Consider the following 14,749-nt stretch of genomic DNA (forward strand, 5'->3'; position numbering starts at 1 on the left):
GTCGCCCGGTTCCCACTGAGCGATCTCGGAGGTCCGCGTGTCCTCATCCACCGATCGGGGGCGGCGCCTGCTGCCCCTGCTGCCCAACCACCCCCTCGGGCGTTCGGCGGTCACCTGCAAGTACCGCTGCGGTGACGCGTGCGCGCACGAAGCGCCCAACACGTCCGGCAACGCCTACTTCGGTGACGTCGTCGGCGAAGTCGTGCGCCGTCGCGGCCTGCTGAAGGCCGGCGCGGTGCTCGCCGTCGCGGGCGCGGGTGTCGGGCTGGTCGGTGCCGGCAGCGCCGCCGCGAAGCCCGAGGTCGAGCGGGACGCCGACCTGGGCGGCGGTCGTCGCCGCGACGGCCTGAACTTCGCCGCCGTCGCGCCCAACACCGAGGACCGCGTCGTCACGCCCGAGGGCTACGACCAGGGCGTCGTGCTGCGCTGGGGCGACCCGGTGGTGCCCGGCGCGCCCGCGTTCGACTTCGACCGCCAGACCGCGGCGGCGCAGGCGAAGCAGTTCGGCTACAACTGCGACTTCCTCGGCTTGGTGCCGGTCGGCCGGCACGACGAGTGGGTGCTGGTGGCCAACCACGAGTACACCAGCGAGGAGTTCCTGTTCAAGAACTGGGACGCGGACAACCCCACCCGCGAGCAGACCGAGATCGCGTGGGCCGCGCACGGCCTGTCCGTCGTGCGGGTCGAGCGCGACCGGCGCAGCGGCAAGCTCGTGCCCAAGCTGGACCGGCGCTACAACCGCCGCATCACCGCGACCTCCGAGTTCAAGGTCACCGGCCCGGCGGCGGGCTCGAAGCTGCTCAAGACCTCGGCCGACCCGACCGGCACGAAGGTGCTGGGCACGTTGAACAACTGCGCGGGCGGCGTGACGCCGTGGGGCACGATCCTGTCCGGGGAGGAGAACTTCAACCAGTACTTCGCCAACGCGGGCTCGGTCACCGACCCCGTCACCAAGGCGCGGCTGGCCCGGTACGGCCTGTCCGGCGCGGCGTCCACCCGCAAGTGGGAGCGGTTCGACAAGCGGTTCGACGTGGCGCAGGAGCCCAACGAGGTCAACCGGTTCGGCTGGGTCGTCGAGATCGACCCGCTCGACCCGGACTCGACCCCGGTCAAGCACACCGCGCTCGGCCGCTTCAAGCACGAGGGCGCGAACGTGATCATCGCCCGCGACGGCCGCGTGGTCGCGTACATGGGCGACGACGAGCGCTTCGACTACATGTACAAGTTCGTGTCCGACGAGAAGTACAAGCCGGGCAACAGCAAGCACGCCCGTGAGCACAACAAGAAGCTGCTGGACAAGGGAACGCTGTACGTCGCCCGGTTCACCGGTGACAGCCCGGTCGCCGAGATCGACGGCTCCGGCAAGCTGCCCGCCGACGGCGAGTTCGACGGCACCGGCGAGTGGATCCCGCTGGCGAGCGGCACGCGGTCGTTCGTGCCCGGCTTCACCGCCGAGGAGGTCTACGTCTTCACGCGGCTCGCGGCGGACGCCGTCGGGCCGACCAAGATGGACCGCCCCGAGGACGTCGAGCCGAACCCGCGCAACCGCCGGGTGTACGCGGCGCTGACCAACAACACCGACCGCGGCAAGGCGGGCAAGGAAGGCGCGACCGAGCCGAACCCGCGGCTGAACAACCGGCACGGGCACGTGCTGGAGCTGGAGGAGCGGCGCGGCGACAACACCGCCACGTCGTTCTCGTGGAAGCTGCTGCTGGTCTGCGGTGACCCGACCTCGCCCGACACGTACTTCGGCGGTTACGACAAGACCCAGGTCTCGCCGATCTCGTGCCCGGACAACGTCGCGTTCGACAACCAGGGCAACCTGTGGATCTCCACCGACGGCAACGCCCTGAAGTCCAACGACGGCCTGTTCGCCGTGCCGGTCGAGGGCCCGTACCGCGGTCGGGTGAAGCAGTTCCTGACCGTGCCGAAGGGCGCGGAGACGTGCGGCCCGGTGATCGAGGACGACTTCGTGCTCGTGGCCGTGCAGCACCCCGGCGAGGTCGACGGCGCGTCGGCCGCCAACCCGCTGTCGCACTGGCCGGACGGCGGCACCTCCCAGCCGCGCCCGTCCGTGGTGGCCGTGTGGAAGAAGGACAAGGGCCGCATCTGCGGCTGACCCCGCGGTGGGGGGCTCGCTCACCCCGAGCCCTCCACCCCCGCGAGTGTCGAACCTCCGGGTCCCGAGTGTCGAACCCTCGCGTCCCGAGTGTCGAACCTCCAGGACCCCCGAGTTCAACGCTCAGGACGATCGCCGCCGACCTGGACGTAGAACTCGGGGGTCCTGAGCGTTCGACACTCGGGACCTGAGCGTTCGACTCGCGCGGTTTAGGGTGCTGGTATGAGTCGACCCGTGGCGTTGGTGACCGGTGCGTCGAGGGGGATCGGTGCGGCGGTGGCACGGGTCCTCGCGCCCACGCACGACCTGCTGCTCGGCGGGCGTGACGAGGGAGCGTTGGGGGAGCTCGCCGGGTCGCTGGAGTCGGCACGGCCCTGGCCCGTCGAGCTGACCGACCCGGACGCCCTGGCCGCCGCCACCGCCCGCCTCACCCGCCTGGACGTCCTCGTGCACAGCGCGGGCATCGCCGAACTCGGCCCGCTCGCCGACGCCGACGCCGACGTGTGGCGCCGCACCCTCGACGTGAACGTGGTCGCGGTGGCCGAGCTGACCCGGCTGACCCTGCCCCTGCTGCGCGCCGCCCGCGGCCACGTCGTGCTGATCAACTCCGGCGCGGGCCTGCGCGCCAACCCCGGCTGGGGCGTCTACGCGGCCTCGAAGTTCGCCCTCCGGGCCTTCGCCGACGCCCTGCGCGCCGAAGAGGACGACCTCCGCGTCACGTCCGTCCACCCCGGACGCGTCGACACCGACATGCAGCGCGGCGTCCGCGAGCAGGAGAGCGGCGACTACCAGCCGAACCTCTACCTGACCCCGGACTCCGTCGCCCGGGCCGTCGCCACCGCCGTCCACGCGGGCGACGACGCCCACGTCACCGAGGTCGTCGTCCGCCCGCGCCCCCGCTGACCTACCGCAGCCGGGCGGCGACCTCCCGCACGCCCGCCTGCGCCTCCCGCCGGTCCACGCGCGTCGTCTCGCCGTCGGCCACGACCTGCTTGCCGGCCACCCACACGTCCTTGACCCGCCGCGTGCCCGACGCCCACACGAGGTTCGCCAGCACCTGCTCGTCCGGCGCGTCCAAGCCGGTGGCGAACGCCGGGTCGTCCACGTCCACGTGCACCACGTCGCCCCACCGGCCGGGCTCCAACGCCCCGAGGTCGTCCCGCCCCAACGCCGCCGCACCGCCGCGCGTCGCCAGCAGCAACGCGTCCGCCGCACGCATCGCCGTCGCGTCACCGGTGGTCACGCGCGCCAGCAGCGCCGCCAGCCTGGCCTCCTCGAACAGGTCCAGGTCGTCGTTGGACGCGGGCCCGTCCGTGCCCAGCCCGACCGCGACCCCGGCGTCCAGGTAGGACCGCAGCGGCGCGATGCCGGACGCGAGCTTGGTGTTCGACCCGGGGCAGTGCGCGATCCCGACGCCGTGCCTGGCGTAGATCGCCACGTCCTCCGGCGACAGGTGCACGGAGTGCGCCGACAGCACCCGCCCGCCCAGCACGCCCGCCTGCTCCAGCAGCCGCGGCACGGAACCGTGCGACGCCCGCTGCTCGACGTCCTCCTCGGGCGACTCGGCCACGTGCACCTGCACCAACGCCCCGCGATCACGCGCCTGGCCCGCGATCTCGCCCAACGCTTCGGGCGACAGGATGTACGCCGAGTGCGGCCCGTAGCTCAGTTCGACCCGCTCGTCCGGCCCGAACCGCAGCCCGTCGGCGTCGATCCACCGGGTGATCTCGTCGGTCATCGGCCGCCACGGCATCCCGGGCAGGTCCATGATCGCCGCGCCGAACAGCACCCGCGACCCGGCGGCCAGCACCGCGTCCGCGAGCTGCTCGCCGTGGAAGTACATCTCCGCGCTCGTGGTCACGCCGTTGCGCAGCATCTCCACCGCGCCGAGCAGCATGCCGACCCGGATGTCCGCTGGCTGCATCTTCGCCTCGGCGGGCCACATCGCCTCACGCAGCCAGCGCAGCAGCGGCAGGTCGCCGCCCATCCCCCGCAGCAGCACCATCGGGCTGTGCGCGTGGGTGTTCACCAGGCCGGGGAGCAGGATCCCGGTCAACCGGCGGACCTCGCCGGTGAACTCCGGCGCGTCGGCCTCCGCCCCGACGAACGAGACCCGCCCGTCGACGACGTCGACCACGGCGTCGCGCAGGACGGTGCAGGCGGGATCGCAGGGCAGGACCACGGGGGCGTGCAGGCGCAGCGACATGCCCACGATCCTGCCGCACTCGATCGAGCTACACACAACGTGGCGGTGCACGCCTCACGCCGTAACCCGAACAGTGGGTTTGACCTTCTCGGGCGGTGTTCACCCGCCAGGTGGACGTAATCTCCGAAACGTTGGGAGAGGTGGTGGTCCCGCTGATCCGGCGAAGGAGTGACAGTGGCTCGTAACGGTGGAAGTGGTCAACCCGGCGAGCGGCGCGGGAGGGGTGAGCCCGCGGCGGCGGTCCTGCGATCGGAGTCTGACTTCTCCGAACCGGACCTGTCCCGGGAACGCCGCTGGCTCGCGTTGTTCCTGCTGGTGCACCTGGTGGACGACCAGGGTCGGATGAGCACCGCGTACCGGCGCGTGCTGCGGCGCGCGGCGCGAACACCGGGGCACTGGGCGCACGGCCGGTCCCTGGGCGCGGTCCGGGCCGAGGTGACCCGCTGGATCGGCCCGCAGGCGCGGCCCGACAGCGTGCCGCCGTGGGAGCGGGTGGCGAGCCTGGTGCACGCCGCCGTGCACCCCAAGGACGTGCCGGAGGTGCTGTCGACGGCCCGCTACCTGCACGCCCTGGTGACCGGCGGGCCGACCGACGAACCGCGTCCGCGCTGGCTGGACCCGGAGGTCGACAACGTCACGACGGCGATGATCGGCGGCCCGGAGTGGGCGCGCAAGTACGGTCTGGCCGCACCCGCGAGCGACGAGCCGCAGCCGGCCGAGGCCCGCGACCCCGGATCGATGGCGTACGAGCTGCTGTGGACGGTGGTCCGGGTGCACCGCGACGCCGAAGCGCGCATCGCCGAGCTGGAGCACCAGGTGCGCCTGCTGCACGCGGAGAACGCCCGGCTCTCCGGCGACGTCACCACCTGGCTCGGCGACTACCGGCCGGCGATCCCCGACCAGGACCGCGGCCCGCGCAGCCGCCGTCCCGCCGTCGCCGACCGGCACCTCGCGGTGGAGGACCCGGCGCGCACCTTCACCTACCCGCTGCCCGCCGAGCTGCCCGCGACACGCCCCACGGCGGGGTGAGCCTCACCCCGTCACGGGCAGGGCGGCGCGCACTTCCCAGCCCCCACCGGCGCGCGCGCCCGCGCTGAACCGCCCGCCCAGCAGCTCGACCCGCTCCCGCATGCCCACCAACCCGTAGCCACCGGACCCGCCGACCGGCGCGGCCTTGCGCGGCCGCCCGTCGTCGGCCACCAGCACGTGCACCACACCGTCCGAAACGGACACCGAGACGTCCACGGCGGACACGGCCTCGGCGTGCTTGCGCGCGTTGGTCAACGACTCCTGCACCAACCGCAGCACCGAGCGGCCCAACGACGGCGGCACGGACACCGGCAGGTCGACGTGCAGCCGCACGGGCTGGCCGGACCGCTCGACCACGCCGCGCACGTCGTCGGCGAGGTCGCTGGACGCGGTCGGCGCGTCGGCGTCGGTGCCGCGCAGCGTGCCGACCAGGCGACGCATCTCGGTCAACGCCTCGTTGCCGCTGCGCACGATGATCGGCAGCGCCTCGCCCGCCGCCGACGGCACGGCCTGCGCCGCCTGCGCGTGCACCACCATCCCGGTCACGTAGTGCGCGATCACGTCGTGCAGCTCGCGGGCCAGCGCCATCCGCTCGGCGTGCTGCGCCGCCGCCACCTCGGCCCGCACGGCGGTCGCGCGTTCCCGGTCGCGGGCCCGGAAGTACAGCCCGGTGCCCAGCGACAGCGCCAGCAGCACCGCGCCGCCGACCACCTGCTGCCACGGTCCGGGCCCGCTGTAGTCGTCCGGCCAGTACCGCGACCAGTAGTCCGGCCGCACGGCCTGCGAGCCGGCGGCCACCGCGATCAGCACGACCACCGCGACGGCGGCCCGCGGCAGCGGCGCCTGCCGCACCACCACGGCGGTGATCGCCATCACCGCCGCGGTCTCGGAGACGACCAGGCCGCTGATCGCGGGCACCACCGGCGCGACGTCCAGCACCCGCAGCACGACCGAGTTCGCGGCCACGGCCGTGGCGGCGGCCAGCGCGGCGTCGAACGGGCGGCGGGGCGCGAGCACGGCCAGCGCGCACACCACGACCGAGCCGGGGAGCTGCCACCACCCGGCCTCACCGAGCACCTCGCCGCCGAGGAAGAAGAGCAGGGCGCACGCCAGCGGCCACTGGCGGCGCAGCAGGGTCCGCCACCCGAGGTGAGTGCTCTCCACGGGGCCTCACGTTAGGTGGTCGCGGCGGAGGGCGCGTCCGACCCCGGTCGGGTGGGCCGTCAGCCGCGAGGCTGACCCGAACGCCTGACGAAACACACCAGTGGCCGATGTCGGATGACGAATCCCGGGGTGACTCTTGAGTGGCGAGTCGGGGAACGGGAGGAACACCATGTTCGGAGTGGTCGCGACGTGGGCGGGTGCGGTGCTGGGCCTGCTGGTGCTGGTGCTGATGGCGTTGTCGGGCGTGCTGGTCGACTCGGAGCGCTGAGCGCTCGGGGGTCAACCGCCGACTGCTCCGCCGACGCCTTCGACGCGTCGCCGGAGCAGTTCGGCGAGGCGGCCGGGTGACTGCGGCTGCGTCGTCTCCTCGGGTGCGGGGGAGAAGCGGGCGGGTCCGCCCGCCCGGGCGCGGCGGGCCGCCGCCGGGTCGAGCCGGAACGCGGGCCGGTTGCCGGAGTGGCGCTGCCGGGAGCGCAGCCAGGACAGCCGGTGCCGGGACTCGGCGTGGTGGTCGGTGATGGTCACCGCGGCGAGGTCGAACGAGTGCAGCACGGCCCGGTTCAGCTCCACCACGGCGCGGTCGCGCCACAGGGAGCGCTCGGTGGACGTGTCCAGACCCAGTGCCTCGGCGACGGGTCGGGCCGCGCCGTAGGCGTGCTCGTCGGCGAGGCTGCGCGCGCCGATCTCGGAGCCGACGAACCACGAGTTGAACGGTGCGGCGGGGTAGGTGACGCCGCCGATCACCAGCCGCATGTTGGTGATCACGGGCACCGCGTGCCAGCGCAGGCCGAGCCGGCCGAACCACGGCAGGTCGGGGTGTTCCAGCAGCACCTCGTGCACCACGTCGGGCGGCACGTCGAACAGCCGCACGCCCTCGTGCGCGGTCTCCACGACCAGCGGCAGCAGGTCGAAGCGGCCGGGCGGGGCGGGCGGTCGCCAGCCCATCCCCCGCACGGCGTCGGTGAACTCGCGGTAGCGGCGGTCGCCGGAGCCGTCGCCGTGGCCCGCGTACCGGACCAGCTGCTCGTTCCAGACGCACGGGCCGGGCGCGGTCGGGGTGTCCGGCGCGAACACGGTGACCAGCGGGCGGATCTCGCCGCCGTTGGTGGCCAGGCGCAGGTGCTCGACGCACTCGGCGGCCACCGCGCCCGCGTTGCGGAACCCGCGCAGGTCGCGGACCTTGAGCCGGCGCCACGGCACGCCGCTGGTGCACCAGCCGGAGTCGCGCAGCGCGATCCGCGCGCCGTAGGCCAGCTCGTGGGTGGTGTGCCGGTAGGTGCCGGTCTCGGCGACCTCCTCGCGGACCTCGGCGAGGCGTGGTCCGACGGGGCCGGCTTCGGGGTGGGCGATGTGGAACATGCGGAGGAAGCCCTCCGCCGCGTCCACGTCGAGCGTTATCGGTTCGTTGTCCACTGCGGTCACGGGCGGCAACCGTAGTTGCCGATCGTTGTCACGCGTCACTGCCAGACGGGGCACATCGGGTGATCGACAAAACCCACTCGATCCGGTGACGAATCCACGCGGAGTCGCCGCGTCGTCCGGCCGAGGGCCTGCCTTTATGCCACGGTCAGGTGAGTTCCACCCGCTCGAACATCAGGTCGTGGCTGACCCGGTCCTCCTCGACGGCCCGCTGCTCGAACTTCGTCACCGGCCGCCAGTCCGGGCGAGGTGCCCAGCGGTCGTGCCGGTTGCGCAGCAGCGGCTCGGCCGAGCACACCTCCAGCATCTGCTCGGCGTACTCCTCCCAGTCCGTCGCCAGGTGCAGCACGCCGCCGGGCTCGAGCCGGGTCGCGACCAGGTGCACGAACGCGGGCTGCACGAGCCGGCGCTTGTGGTGCTTCTTCTTCGGCCACGGGTCGGGGAAGTAGATCCGCACCTCGGCCAGCGCGCCGGGCTCCACGTGCTCGGTGAGCAGGTCGACCGCGTCACCGCGCAGGACCCGCAGGTTGGTCACGTCGAGCGCCTCGGCCCGCAGCAGCAGCTGCGCCAGGCCGGGCTTGTAGACCTCGACGGCCACGTAGTTGACGTCGGGCGCGGCGGCGACGAGCCGGGCGGTGGTCTCGCCCATCCCGGAGCCGATCTCGAGGACGACCGGGGCCTCGCGCCCGAACCACTCGTCGAAGTGCACGGGACCGGCCGGGAGCGCCTTGACCTCGCGGCCCAAGCGCTCCCAGTGGCGGTCCCATGCGCGCTGCTGCCCCACGGTCATCCGTTCGCCGCGTTGCACGTAGCTGACGACGGATCGGTGGTGCGGCGGTCGCTGGTGGCTGGACGTCACGGGCGTACAGCCTAGGTGGTGCGCTAAGCGATGTTCTCCAGGTCCTCGATCTGCTCGCGCAGCTCGGCGGGGGTGAACTCGATGGGGTGGCGCTGACCGGGGCCCCGGTGCGCGGGGAGCAGGTCCACGAAACCGGGGTGCCGGTCGGTGAACTGCACGGTGGTCGGCTCGGCGGGGCCGTACACGCCGCTCTCGGACGGCACGAACTCCCAGTAACCGACCTCGCCCTCGGTCGTCCAGGGGACGAACACCCAACCCGGTCGGCTGCCCAGCAACCGGGTCACCTCGTCCTCCAGGGCGAACGCCGCCGCGCGCGAGGCGATCCGGCCCCGGTCCAGGGCTCGGAGCCACCACGGTGCGGGTGCGTCCGGGCCCACCGCGCGGAACATGGCGAGCACTTGCTGCTCGTCGGCCTTGTGGATCCAAGCCCGACGGGTCTGGGCGGGTGAGTCGGCGACACCGACCGCGCCCGCGGCCTCGATGGCGTGCGACCATTCCAGCGCCAACATCGGTTCGACGCGAAGGGCGTGGTCGCGTTGACTGGGCAACACCTTCCTGGGCGGTTCCTGGGACCGGGTCACCGAGCGGTCGGCGTTCAGGTCCGGATCAAGCACCGTCACGGGTTCACCTCCGGGGGGTTCCTTGACGGGGGGTATCCGAATTCGCGTGCGGGCAGGCGCCTGCCTCACGATTCGCGCTTTCCATCTGACCCGGTTCAGAAGCGCTTGTCATGGGGCTGTGCCGGAGTTCACGACGTCTTAACGAACGGCTTACTCCGCTTGCCCGAATCCGGAACTGTGAAACATCATCGACATGGAATATGTGTGATCCCGAGCACAGGGGGAATTGGGTGACGGGGAGAGCGGTGGTCGCCGCCGTCTTGATCGCGCTGGTGTGCCCGGGGGTTGCCCGCGCGCAGACGATCGAGGAGCAGCAGTGGCACCTGGCCGCCCTGGGCGTCCCGGCCGCGCACGCCACCACGCGCGGTGACGGGGTGGTCGTCGCGGTGGTCGACTCGGGCGTGGACGACACGCGGCCCGACCTCGCGGGCGCGCTGCTGCCGGGCACCGGGTTCGGCTCGGCGGCCGGCACCGACGGCACGGAGGACAACGACGGCCACGGCACCGCGATGGCGACGCTGATCGCCGGCCGGGCGGTGGACGGCGGCGCGCTGGGTGTGGCGCCGGGCGCGATGATCCTGCCGGTCTCGGTCGGCGCGGACGGCGACAAGTTCACCACCGCGTCCGTCGCCGAGGGCGTGACCTGGGCCGTCGACCACGGCGCCGACGTGATCAACCTGTCGCTGACCTCGCTCGCCACGCTCACCCCGGACCTGCTGCGCGCGGTCAACTACGCGTTCGACCACGACGCCGTGGTGGTCGCGGGCACCGGCAACGACGGCGACGAGCACGTGGGCGCGCCGGCCAACATCAAAGGCGTCATCGCGGTCTCGGGCACGGTCGAGGGCAACGGACCGTGGCCGGAGTCCAACACCGGCCCCGAGACGGTGCTGGCCGCGCCCGCCCAGCGGATCGTCACCGCGGTGCCGGTGAAGGTGGTGGACACCGGCTACGCCGAGGTGGACGGCACGAGCGCGGCGACGGCCCTGGTCTCCGGCGCGGCGGCGCTGGTGCGCGCCCGCTACCCCGACCTGGACGCGGGCAACGTGGTGAACCGGCTCATCGCCACCGCGACCGACCTGCTCGCGCCGGGCCGGGACAACGCGACCGGCTTCGGGCAGGTCGACCCGGTGGCCGCGCTGACCGCCGACGTCCCGCGGGTGGAGCGCAACCCGCTCGCGCCGCCGCCGCGCACGTCGTCGGCCGAACCGCCACCGACGACGGCGGAAGGCGAACTGGCCGCGCCACCGCCCGTCGCGGACGGCGGCACCAGGTTGTTGGTGGCGTTCGGCGGATTGACCGCGGTCGGCGTCGTGGTGGCCGTGGTGAGCCTGCTGCTGGCCCGGCGCAGTCGAATCCGGCGGGTGCCGGTGCCGGTCGTCACCGAAATCCCGCCGCCGTCCGACGACTTCTGGCGCGGCGACCGGTTCTGACGTCCGCGCGAGTCGGCGAATCCGTTTACCCCGAACGGCGCGGGAACGTCGGTCAGTCGGCCGCGTGGTATTCCACGGATTCCTTCGTGAGTTGCATGAAGGCCTCCTCCAGGGAACCGAGTTGCGGGCTCAACTCGTGCAACGTGATGCCGTTCGACGCGGCCAGCTCGCCGATGAACGCGGGCTCGACGCCGTGCACGACGAGCGCGCCGTCCGGCGCGGCGGCCTCGGCCACCCGGGCCCGCCCGTCCAGCAGCTCGCGCAGCCGGTCCAGCTGCGGCGAGCGGACGCGGACGGTGTCCTCGGTGGCGTCGGCGATGAACCGCTCGGTGCTGGTCTGCGCGATGAGCCGGCCGCGCCCGATCACGATCAGGTCCTGCGCGGTCTGCGCCATCTCCGACAGCAGGTGGCTGGAGACGAAGACGGTGCGGCCCTCGTCGGCGAGCCGGTGCATGAACTGGCGGATCCAGAGGATGCCCTCCGGGTCCAGGCCGTTGACCGGCTCGTCGAACAGCAGCACCTCGGGGTCGCCCAGCAACGCGCCCGCGATGCCCAGGCGCTGGGACATGCCCAGGGAGAAGCCGCCGGCGCGGCGCTTGGCGACCTGGGTGAGGCCGACCATGTCGAGCACCTCGTCCACGCGCGCGGCGGGGATGCGGTTCGACCGGGCCAGCCACAGCAGGTGCGCGCGGGCGGACCGGTTCGGGTGCACCCACTTCGCGTCCAGCAGCGCGCCGACGACCCGCAACGGCTCCCGCAGCGACCGGTAGTCCTGCCCCTTCACGGTGACGCGGCCGCGGGTGGGGCGGTCCAGGCCCAGGATCATCCGCATGGTGGTGGACTTGCCCGCCCCGTTGGGCCCGAGGAACCCGGTGACCCGGCCCGGCTCCACGCGGAACGCCAGGTCGTCCACGGCCACGGTCCTGCCGTAGTGCTTGGTGAGGCCGGTCGCTTCGATCATGACATCTCCCGTCCGATCTAACGCTTGTGGCGAAACCTAGAGCAGAAGAGCTCGGGCCACCCCCCGAAGGTGACCCGAGCTCCCCCTTTCCCCCGGCTGCCCGCGGCCGGCGCCCGAACGCCGGCGGTGTGGGCTCCCCGTTACGCGTCCCGCCGCTTCACCACGACGAGCGAGATGATGTAGACGGCCAGCGCGATGGCGGCGAAGTACCCGAACGAGCCCCACGGGCTCAGCTCGCCGATCGCGGGCGGCCCGGCGCCCTCCGGGATCGCGCTCGGGTCCGGGTCGCCGAAGATGAACTTGCTGACCACGGTGAACGGCATCCACTTCTGGATGTCGTCGCCGATGTTCGGGATGAACCCGACCACGCTCTCGACCACCAGCGCGAACACCAGGATGATCGACACCGCGCCCGCGGTCTGCCGCACCAGCGCGCCGACGCCGAGGGCGAGCAGCGCGCCCGCCGCGAACACCAGGCCGACGCCCGCGACGTGCCGCCAGTCGTTGGCGGTGGTCAGGGCCAGGTCCGAAGTGTCCTCGGCGAGCAACCAGCTCAGGCCCCACGACCCGAACGCGGAGGCGAGGCCGACCAGGCCGGACAGCAGCACCACGACGACCGCCTTGGCGATCATCGGCGAGATCCGGTCCGGCACCGCCTGGAACGTCGACTTGATCGTGCCGAAGCGGTACTCGGTGGTGACCGCGAGCGCGGCCATCACCATGATCACGTAGAGCCCGAACGTGTGGGTGAACACCGCGCCCAGCACGGGCATCGGCGAGCCCGACCAGTTCGCCGCGATGATCGCGGTGATGCCGACGGTCAACCCGAGCGCGAGCAGCATGCACCACCACGGCGAGCGGGTGGAGAAGAGCTTGATCCGTTCAACGGCGAGCAGAGTCATCGGTGGTCACTTCCCCGTCTCGGCGAGTTCGGCGTGGTACTCGACAGAATCGCCGGTGAGCTGCATGAATGCCTGTTCGAGCGAACCGCGTTGCGGGCTCAGCTCGTGCAGCACCACGCCGCCGCTCGCCGCGATGTCCCCGATCTCGTCGCTGAGCGCACCCGACACGGTGAGCGAACCGTCGGCGTCCTCACGGACGGTGAAGCCCTTGTCGACCAGCATCGCGCCCAGCTTGTCCGCGTGCGGGCTGCGCACCCGCACGGTGTTCTCGGTGGACCGCTCGACGAACTCGGTGGTGCTGGACTGCGAGATGAGCTTGCCGCGGCCGATCACCACGAGGTCCTGCGCGGTCAGCGCCATCTCCGACAGCAGGTGGCTCGACACCAGCACGGTGCGGCCCTCGGCGGCCAGGCCCTGCATGAACTGGCGGATCCAGAGGATGCCCTCGGGGTCCAGGCCGTTGACCGGCTCGTCGAACAGCAGCACCTTCGGGTCGCCCAGCAGGGCGCCCGCGATGCCGAGCCGCTGGGACATGCCCAGGGAGAAGCCGCCGGCGCGGCGCTTGGCGACCTTGGTCAGGCCGACCATCTCCAGCACCTCGTCCACCCGGCGGTCGGGCAGGCCGTTGGACTTGGCCAGCCACTGCAGGTGCGCGCGGGCGGACCGGTTCGGGTGCACCCACTTGGCGTCGAGCAGCGCGCCGACGGTGCGCAGCGGGCGGTCGAGCCGCGCGTACGGCTTGCCGTCGATCAGCACCTGCCCCGCGCTCGGCCGGTCGAGGCCGAGGATCATGCGCATGGTGGTGGACTTGCCCGCCCCGTTCGGGCCGAGGAAGCCGGTGACCCGACCGGGCTCGACGGTGAACGACAAGTTGTCCACCGCCACCGTCTTCCCGTAGCGCTTGGTGAGGCCGATAGCCTCGATCATGGTTTCTCCCCTGGACGACACATCCCCCGGACCAGGGTGAACTCTGCCCGGTCCACCGGGTCTCGCACATCGGTCTGTAGTTGACTCATCCGTGCGACTTCAGTCTTATCGTCGTCGCTACCTCGGTTGTAGTAATCCGTGTTCACCCTGAGTCGTCCCCTAGGTCGTCACGCCCCCACCTCAGGGTCCAAACCCGACAAACCACGCGAGTCGAACGCCCAGGCCTCGAGTGTCGAACGTCCAGGACCCCTGAGTTCAACGCTCAGGACCCCGCGCCCGCCGAGGTCGGATCGCCTACGCCCCGAAGTACCGGTCCAGCACGATGGCCGCGCCGTCGTCGAGGACGGTGCCGGTGACCGCGTCGGCGACCTCCTGGACGGCGACCGGCGCCTGGCCCATCGCCACGCCGTGCGCGGCCCAGCGCAGCATCGCCACGTCGTTGGAGCCGTCGCCGATGGCCAGCGTGTCCTGCTCGGGCACGCCGAGCTCGGACCGCAGGACCTCCAGCGCCGCGCCCTTGGTCACGCCGGGAGGCGTCAACGTCAGCCACGGCTCGTTGTGGTCGCACGACGCCGTCACGCCGGGCAGCTCGATGTCCAGCATCCGCAGCGCCAGCTCCTCGGGCGTGCGGCCGACCCACCGCATGACCAGCCGGGACGTCGGCGTGGCCACCAGCTCCTCGTAGGGCACCTCCCGCACCTCGCCCCACAGGTCGCCGTCCGGGAACCGGCCGAACGCCAGGTTGCCCACGCCGGTCAGCTCGACCGCGAACACCGCGTCGGGCAGCAGGGCGCGCAGCCGCTCGACCGACGGCCCGGGGTCGAACTCGACCTTGCGGATCACCTCGCGGGTGGTCGTGTCCCACCAGACCGCGCCGTTCGAGCAGATCGCGGTGGTGCCGCGCAGGCCGAGGTCGTCGACGATCGGCCGGGTGCCGACGAGGCTGCGGCCGGTGGAGAGGACGACGTGGGCGCCGTGGTCGACGGCTCGGCCGATGGCCGCGCGCACGGCGGGGGCGACGTCCTCGCGGCCGACCGGGGTGATGGTGCCGTCGATGTCCAGGGCGATCAGGCGTGGTCTCCAGGTCACTGGTGTCACCCTACTGGGCGA

Annotated in this window: 13 protein-coding genes; 4 read left to right on the forward strand and 9 right to left on the reverse strand. The window is 72.5% G+C overall.

The window, feature by feature from the left end:
- The first annotated feature begins 37 nt into the window (after nucleotides 1–37).
- Together FHX81_RS21790 and FHX81_RS21795 are read left to right on the forward strand one after the other, a co-directional pair.
- On the forward strand, nucleotides 38–2,119 hold the full coding sequence (locus tag FHX81_RS21790) for a PhoX family protein (RefSeq protein ID WP_141979906.1): 2,082 nt from the start codon (nucleotides 38–40) through the stop codon (nucleotides 2,117–2,119).
- Between the two features lie 222 nt (nucleotides 2,120–2,341).
- On the forward strand, nucleotides 2,342–3,022 hold the full coding sequence (locus FHX81_RS21795) for an SDR family oxidoreductase (RefSeq protein WP_141979907.1): 681 nt from the start codon (nucleotides 2,342–2,344) through the stop codon (nucleotides 3,020–3,022).
- A 1-nt stretch (nucleotide 3,023) separates the two neighbouring features.
- On the opposite strand, the gene FHX81_RS21800 is transcribed toward FHX81_RS21795, so the two are convergent.
- Complete coding sequence (locus FHX81_RS21800) at nucleotides 3,024–4,325, reverse strand: amidohydrolase family protein (protein ID WP_141979908.1); 1,302 nt, start codon at nucleotides 4,323–4,325, stop codon at nucleotides 3,024–3,026.
- Nucleotides 4,326–4,499: 174 nt separating this feature from the next.
- Between FHX81_RS21800 and FHX81_RS21805 the strand changes: the two genes are divergently transcribed.
- Nucleotides 4,500–5,354: a hypothetical protein gene (locus tag FHX81_RS21805; RefSeq protein ID WP_141979909.1), complete on the forward strand. Its 855-nt coding sequence runs from the start codon at nucleotides 4,500–4,502 to the stop codon at nucleotides 5,352–5,354.
- A 3-nt stretch (nucleotides 5,355–5,357) separates the two neighbouring features.
- On the opposite strand, the gene FHX81_RS21810 is transcribed toward FHX81_RS21805, so the two are convergent.
- The 4 genes from FHX81_RS21810 to FHX81_RS21825 form a co-directional block, all read right to left on the reverse strand.
- Nucleotides 5,358–6,518 carry a sensor histidine kinase gene (locus tag FHX81_RS21810; protein WP_141979910.1) on the reverse strand — a complete coding sequence of 387 codons (1,161 nt, stop codon included), beginning with the start codon at nucleotides 6,516–6,518 and terminating at the stop codon, nucleotides 5,358–5,360.
- 279 nt (nucleotides 6,519–6,797) lie between these two features.
- Nucleotides 6,798–7,940 carry a nitric oxide synthase oxygenase gene (locus FHX81_RS21815; RefSeq protein ID WP_246107917.1) on the reverse strand — a complete coding sequence of 381 codons (1,143 nt, stop codon included), beginning with the start codon at nucleotides 7,938–7,940 and terminating at the stop codon, nucleotides 6,798–6,800.
- A 145-nt stretch (nucleotides 7,941–8,085) separates the two neighbouring features.
- Nucleotides 8,086–8,727 carry a tRNA (guanosine(46)-N7)-methyltransferase TrmB gene (gene trmB / locus FHX81_RS21820; RefSeq protein ID WP_246108283.1) on the reverse strand — a complete coding sequence of 214 codons (642 nt, stop codon included), beginning with the start codon at nucleotides 8,725–8,727 and terminating at the stop codon, nucleotides 8,086–8,088.
- Between the two features lie 92 nt (nucleotides 8,728–8,819).
- Nucleotides 8,820–9,416, reverse strand: a complete 597-nt coding sequence (locus FHX81_RS21825; protein ID WP_141979912.1) for a hypothetical protein — start codon at nucleotides 9,414–9,416, stop codon at nucleotides 8,820–8,822.
- A gap of 230 nt (nucleotides 9,417–9,646) precedes the next feature.
- Between FHX81_RS21825 and FHX81_RS21830 the strand changes: the two genes are divergently transcribed.
- Nucleotides 9,647–10,849 carry a S8 family serine peptidase gene (locus FHX81_RS21830; RefSeq protein WP_246107918.1) on the forward strand — a complete coding sequence of 401 codons (1,203 nt, stop codon included), beginning with the start codon at nucleotides 9,647–9,649 and terminating at the stop codon, nucleotides 10,847–10,849.
- Nucleotides 10,850–10,901: 52 nt separating this feature from the next.
- Here FHX81_RS21830 and FHX81_RS21835 read toward each other — a convergent pair whose 3' ends face one another.
- From FHX81_RS21835 to FHX81_RS21850, 4 genes are all read right to left on the reverse strand, one after another.
- A complete protein-coding gene (locus FHX81_RS21835; RefSeq protein WP_141979914.1) occupies nucleotides 10,902–11,810 on the reverse strand; it encodes an ABC transporter ATP-binding protein in 909 nt (302 codons plus the stop codon).
- 140 nt (nucleotides 11,811–11,950) lie between these two features.
- Nucleotides 11,951–12,712, reverse strand: coding sequence for a hypothetical protein (locus FHX81_RS21840; RefSeq protein WP_141979915.1), 762 nt, complete (start codon nucleotides 12,710–12,712; stop codon nucleotides 11,951–11,953).
- A 6-nt stretch (nucleotides 12,713–12,718) separates the two neighbouring features.
- A complete protein-coding gene (locus FHX81_RS21845; RefSeq protein ID WP_141979916.1) occupies nucleotides 12,719–13,639 on the reverse strand; it encodes an ABC transporter ATP-binding protein in 921 nt (306 codons plus the stop codon).
- 294 nt (nucleotides 13,640–13,933) lie between these two features.
- A complete protein-coding gene (locus FHX81_RS21850) occupies nucleotides 13,934–14,728 on the reverse strand; it encodes an HAD family hydrolase (RefSeq protein WP_141979917.1) in 795 nt (264 codons plus the stop codon).
- Between the last annotated feature and the right edge of the window lie 21 nt (nucleotides 14,729–14,749).

This window comes from Saccharothrix saharensis, from assembly GCF_006716745.1.
Taxonomy (GTDB): domain Bacteria; phylum Actinomycetota; class Actinomycetes; order Mycobacteriales; family Pseudonocardiaceae; genus Actinosynnema; species Actinosynnema saharense.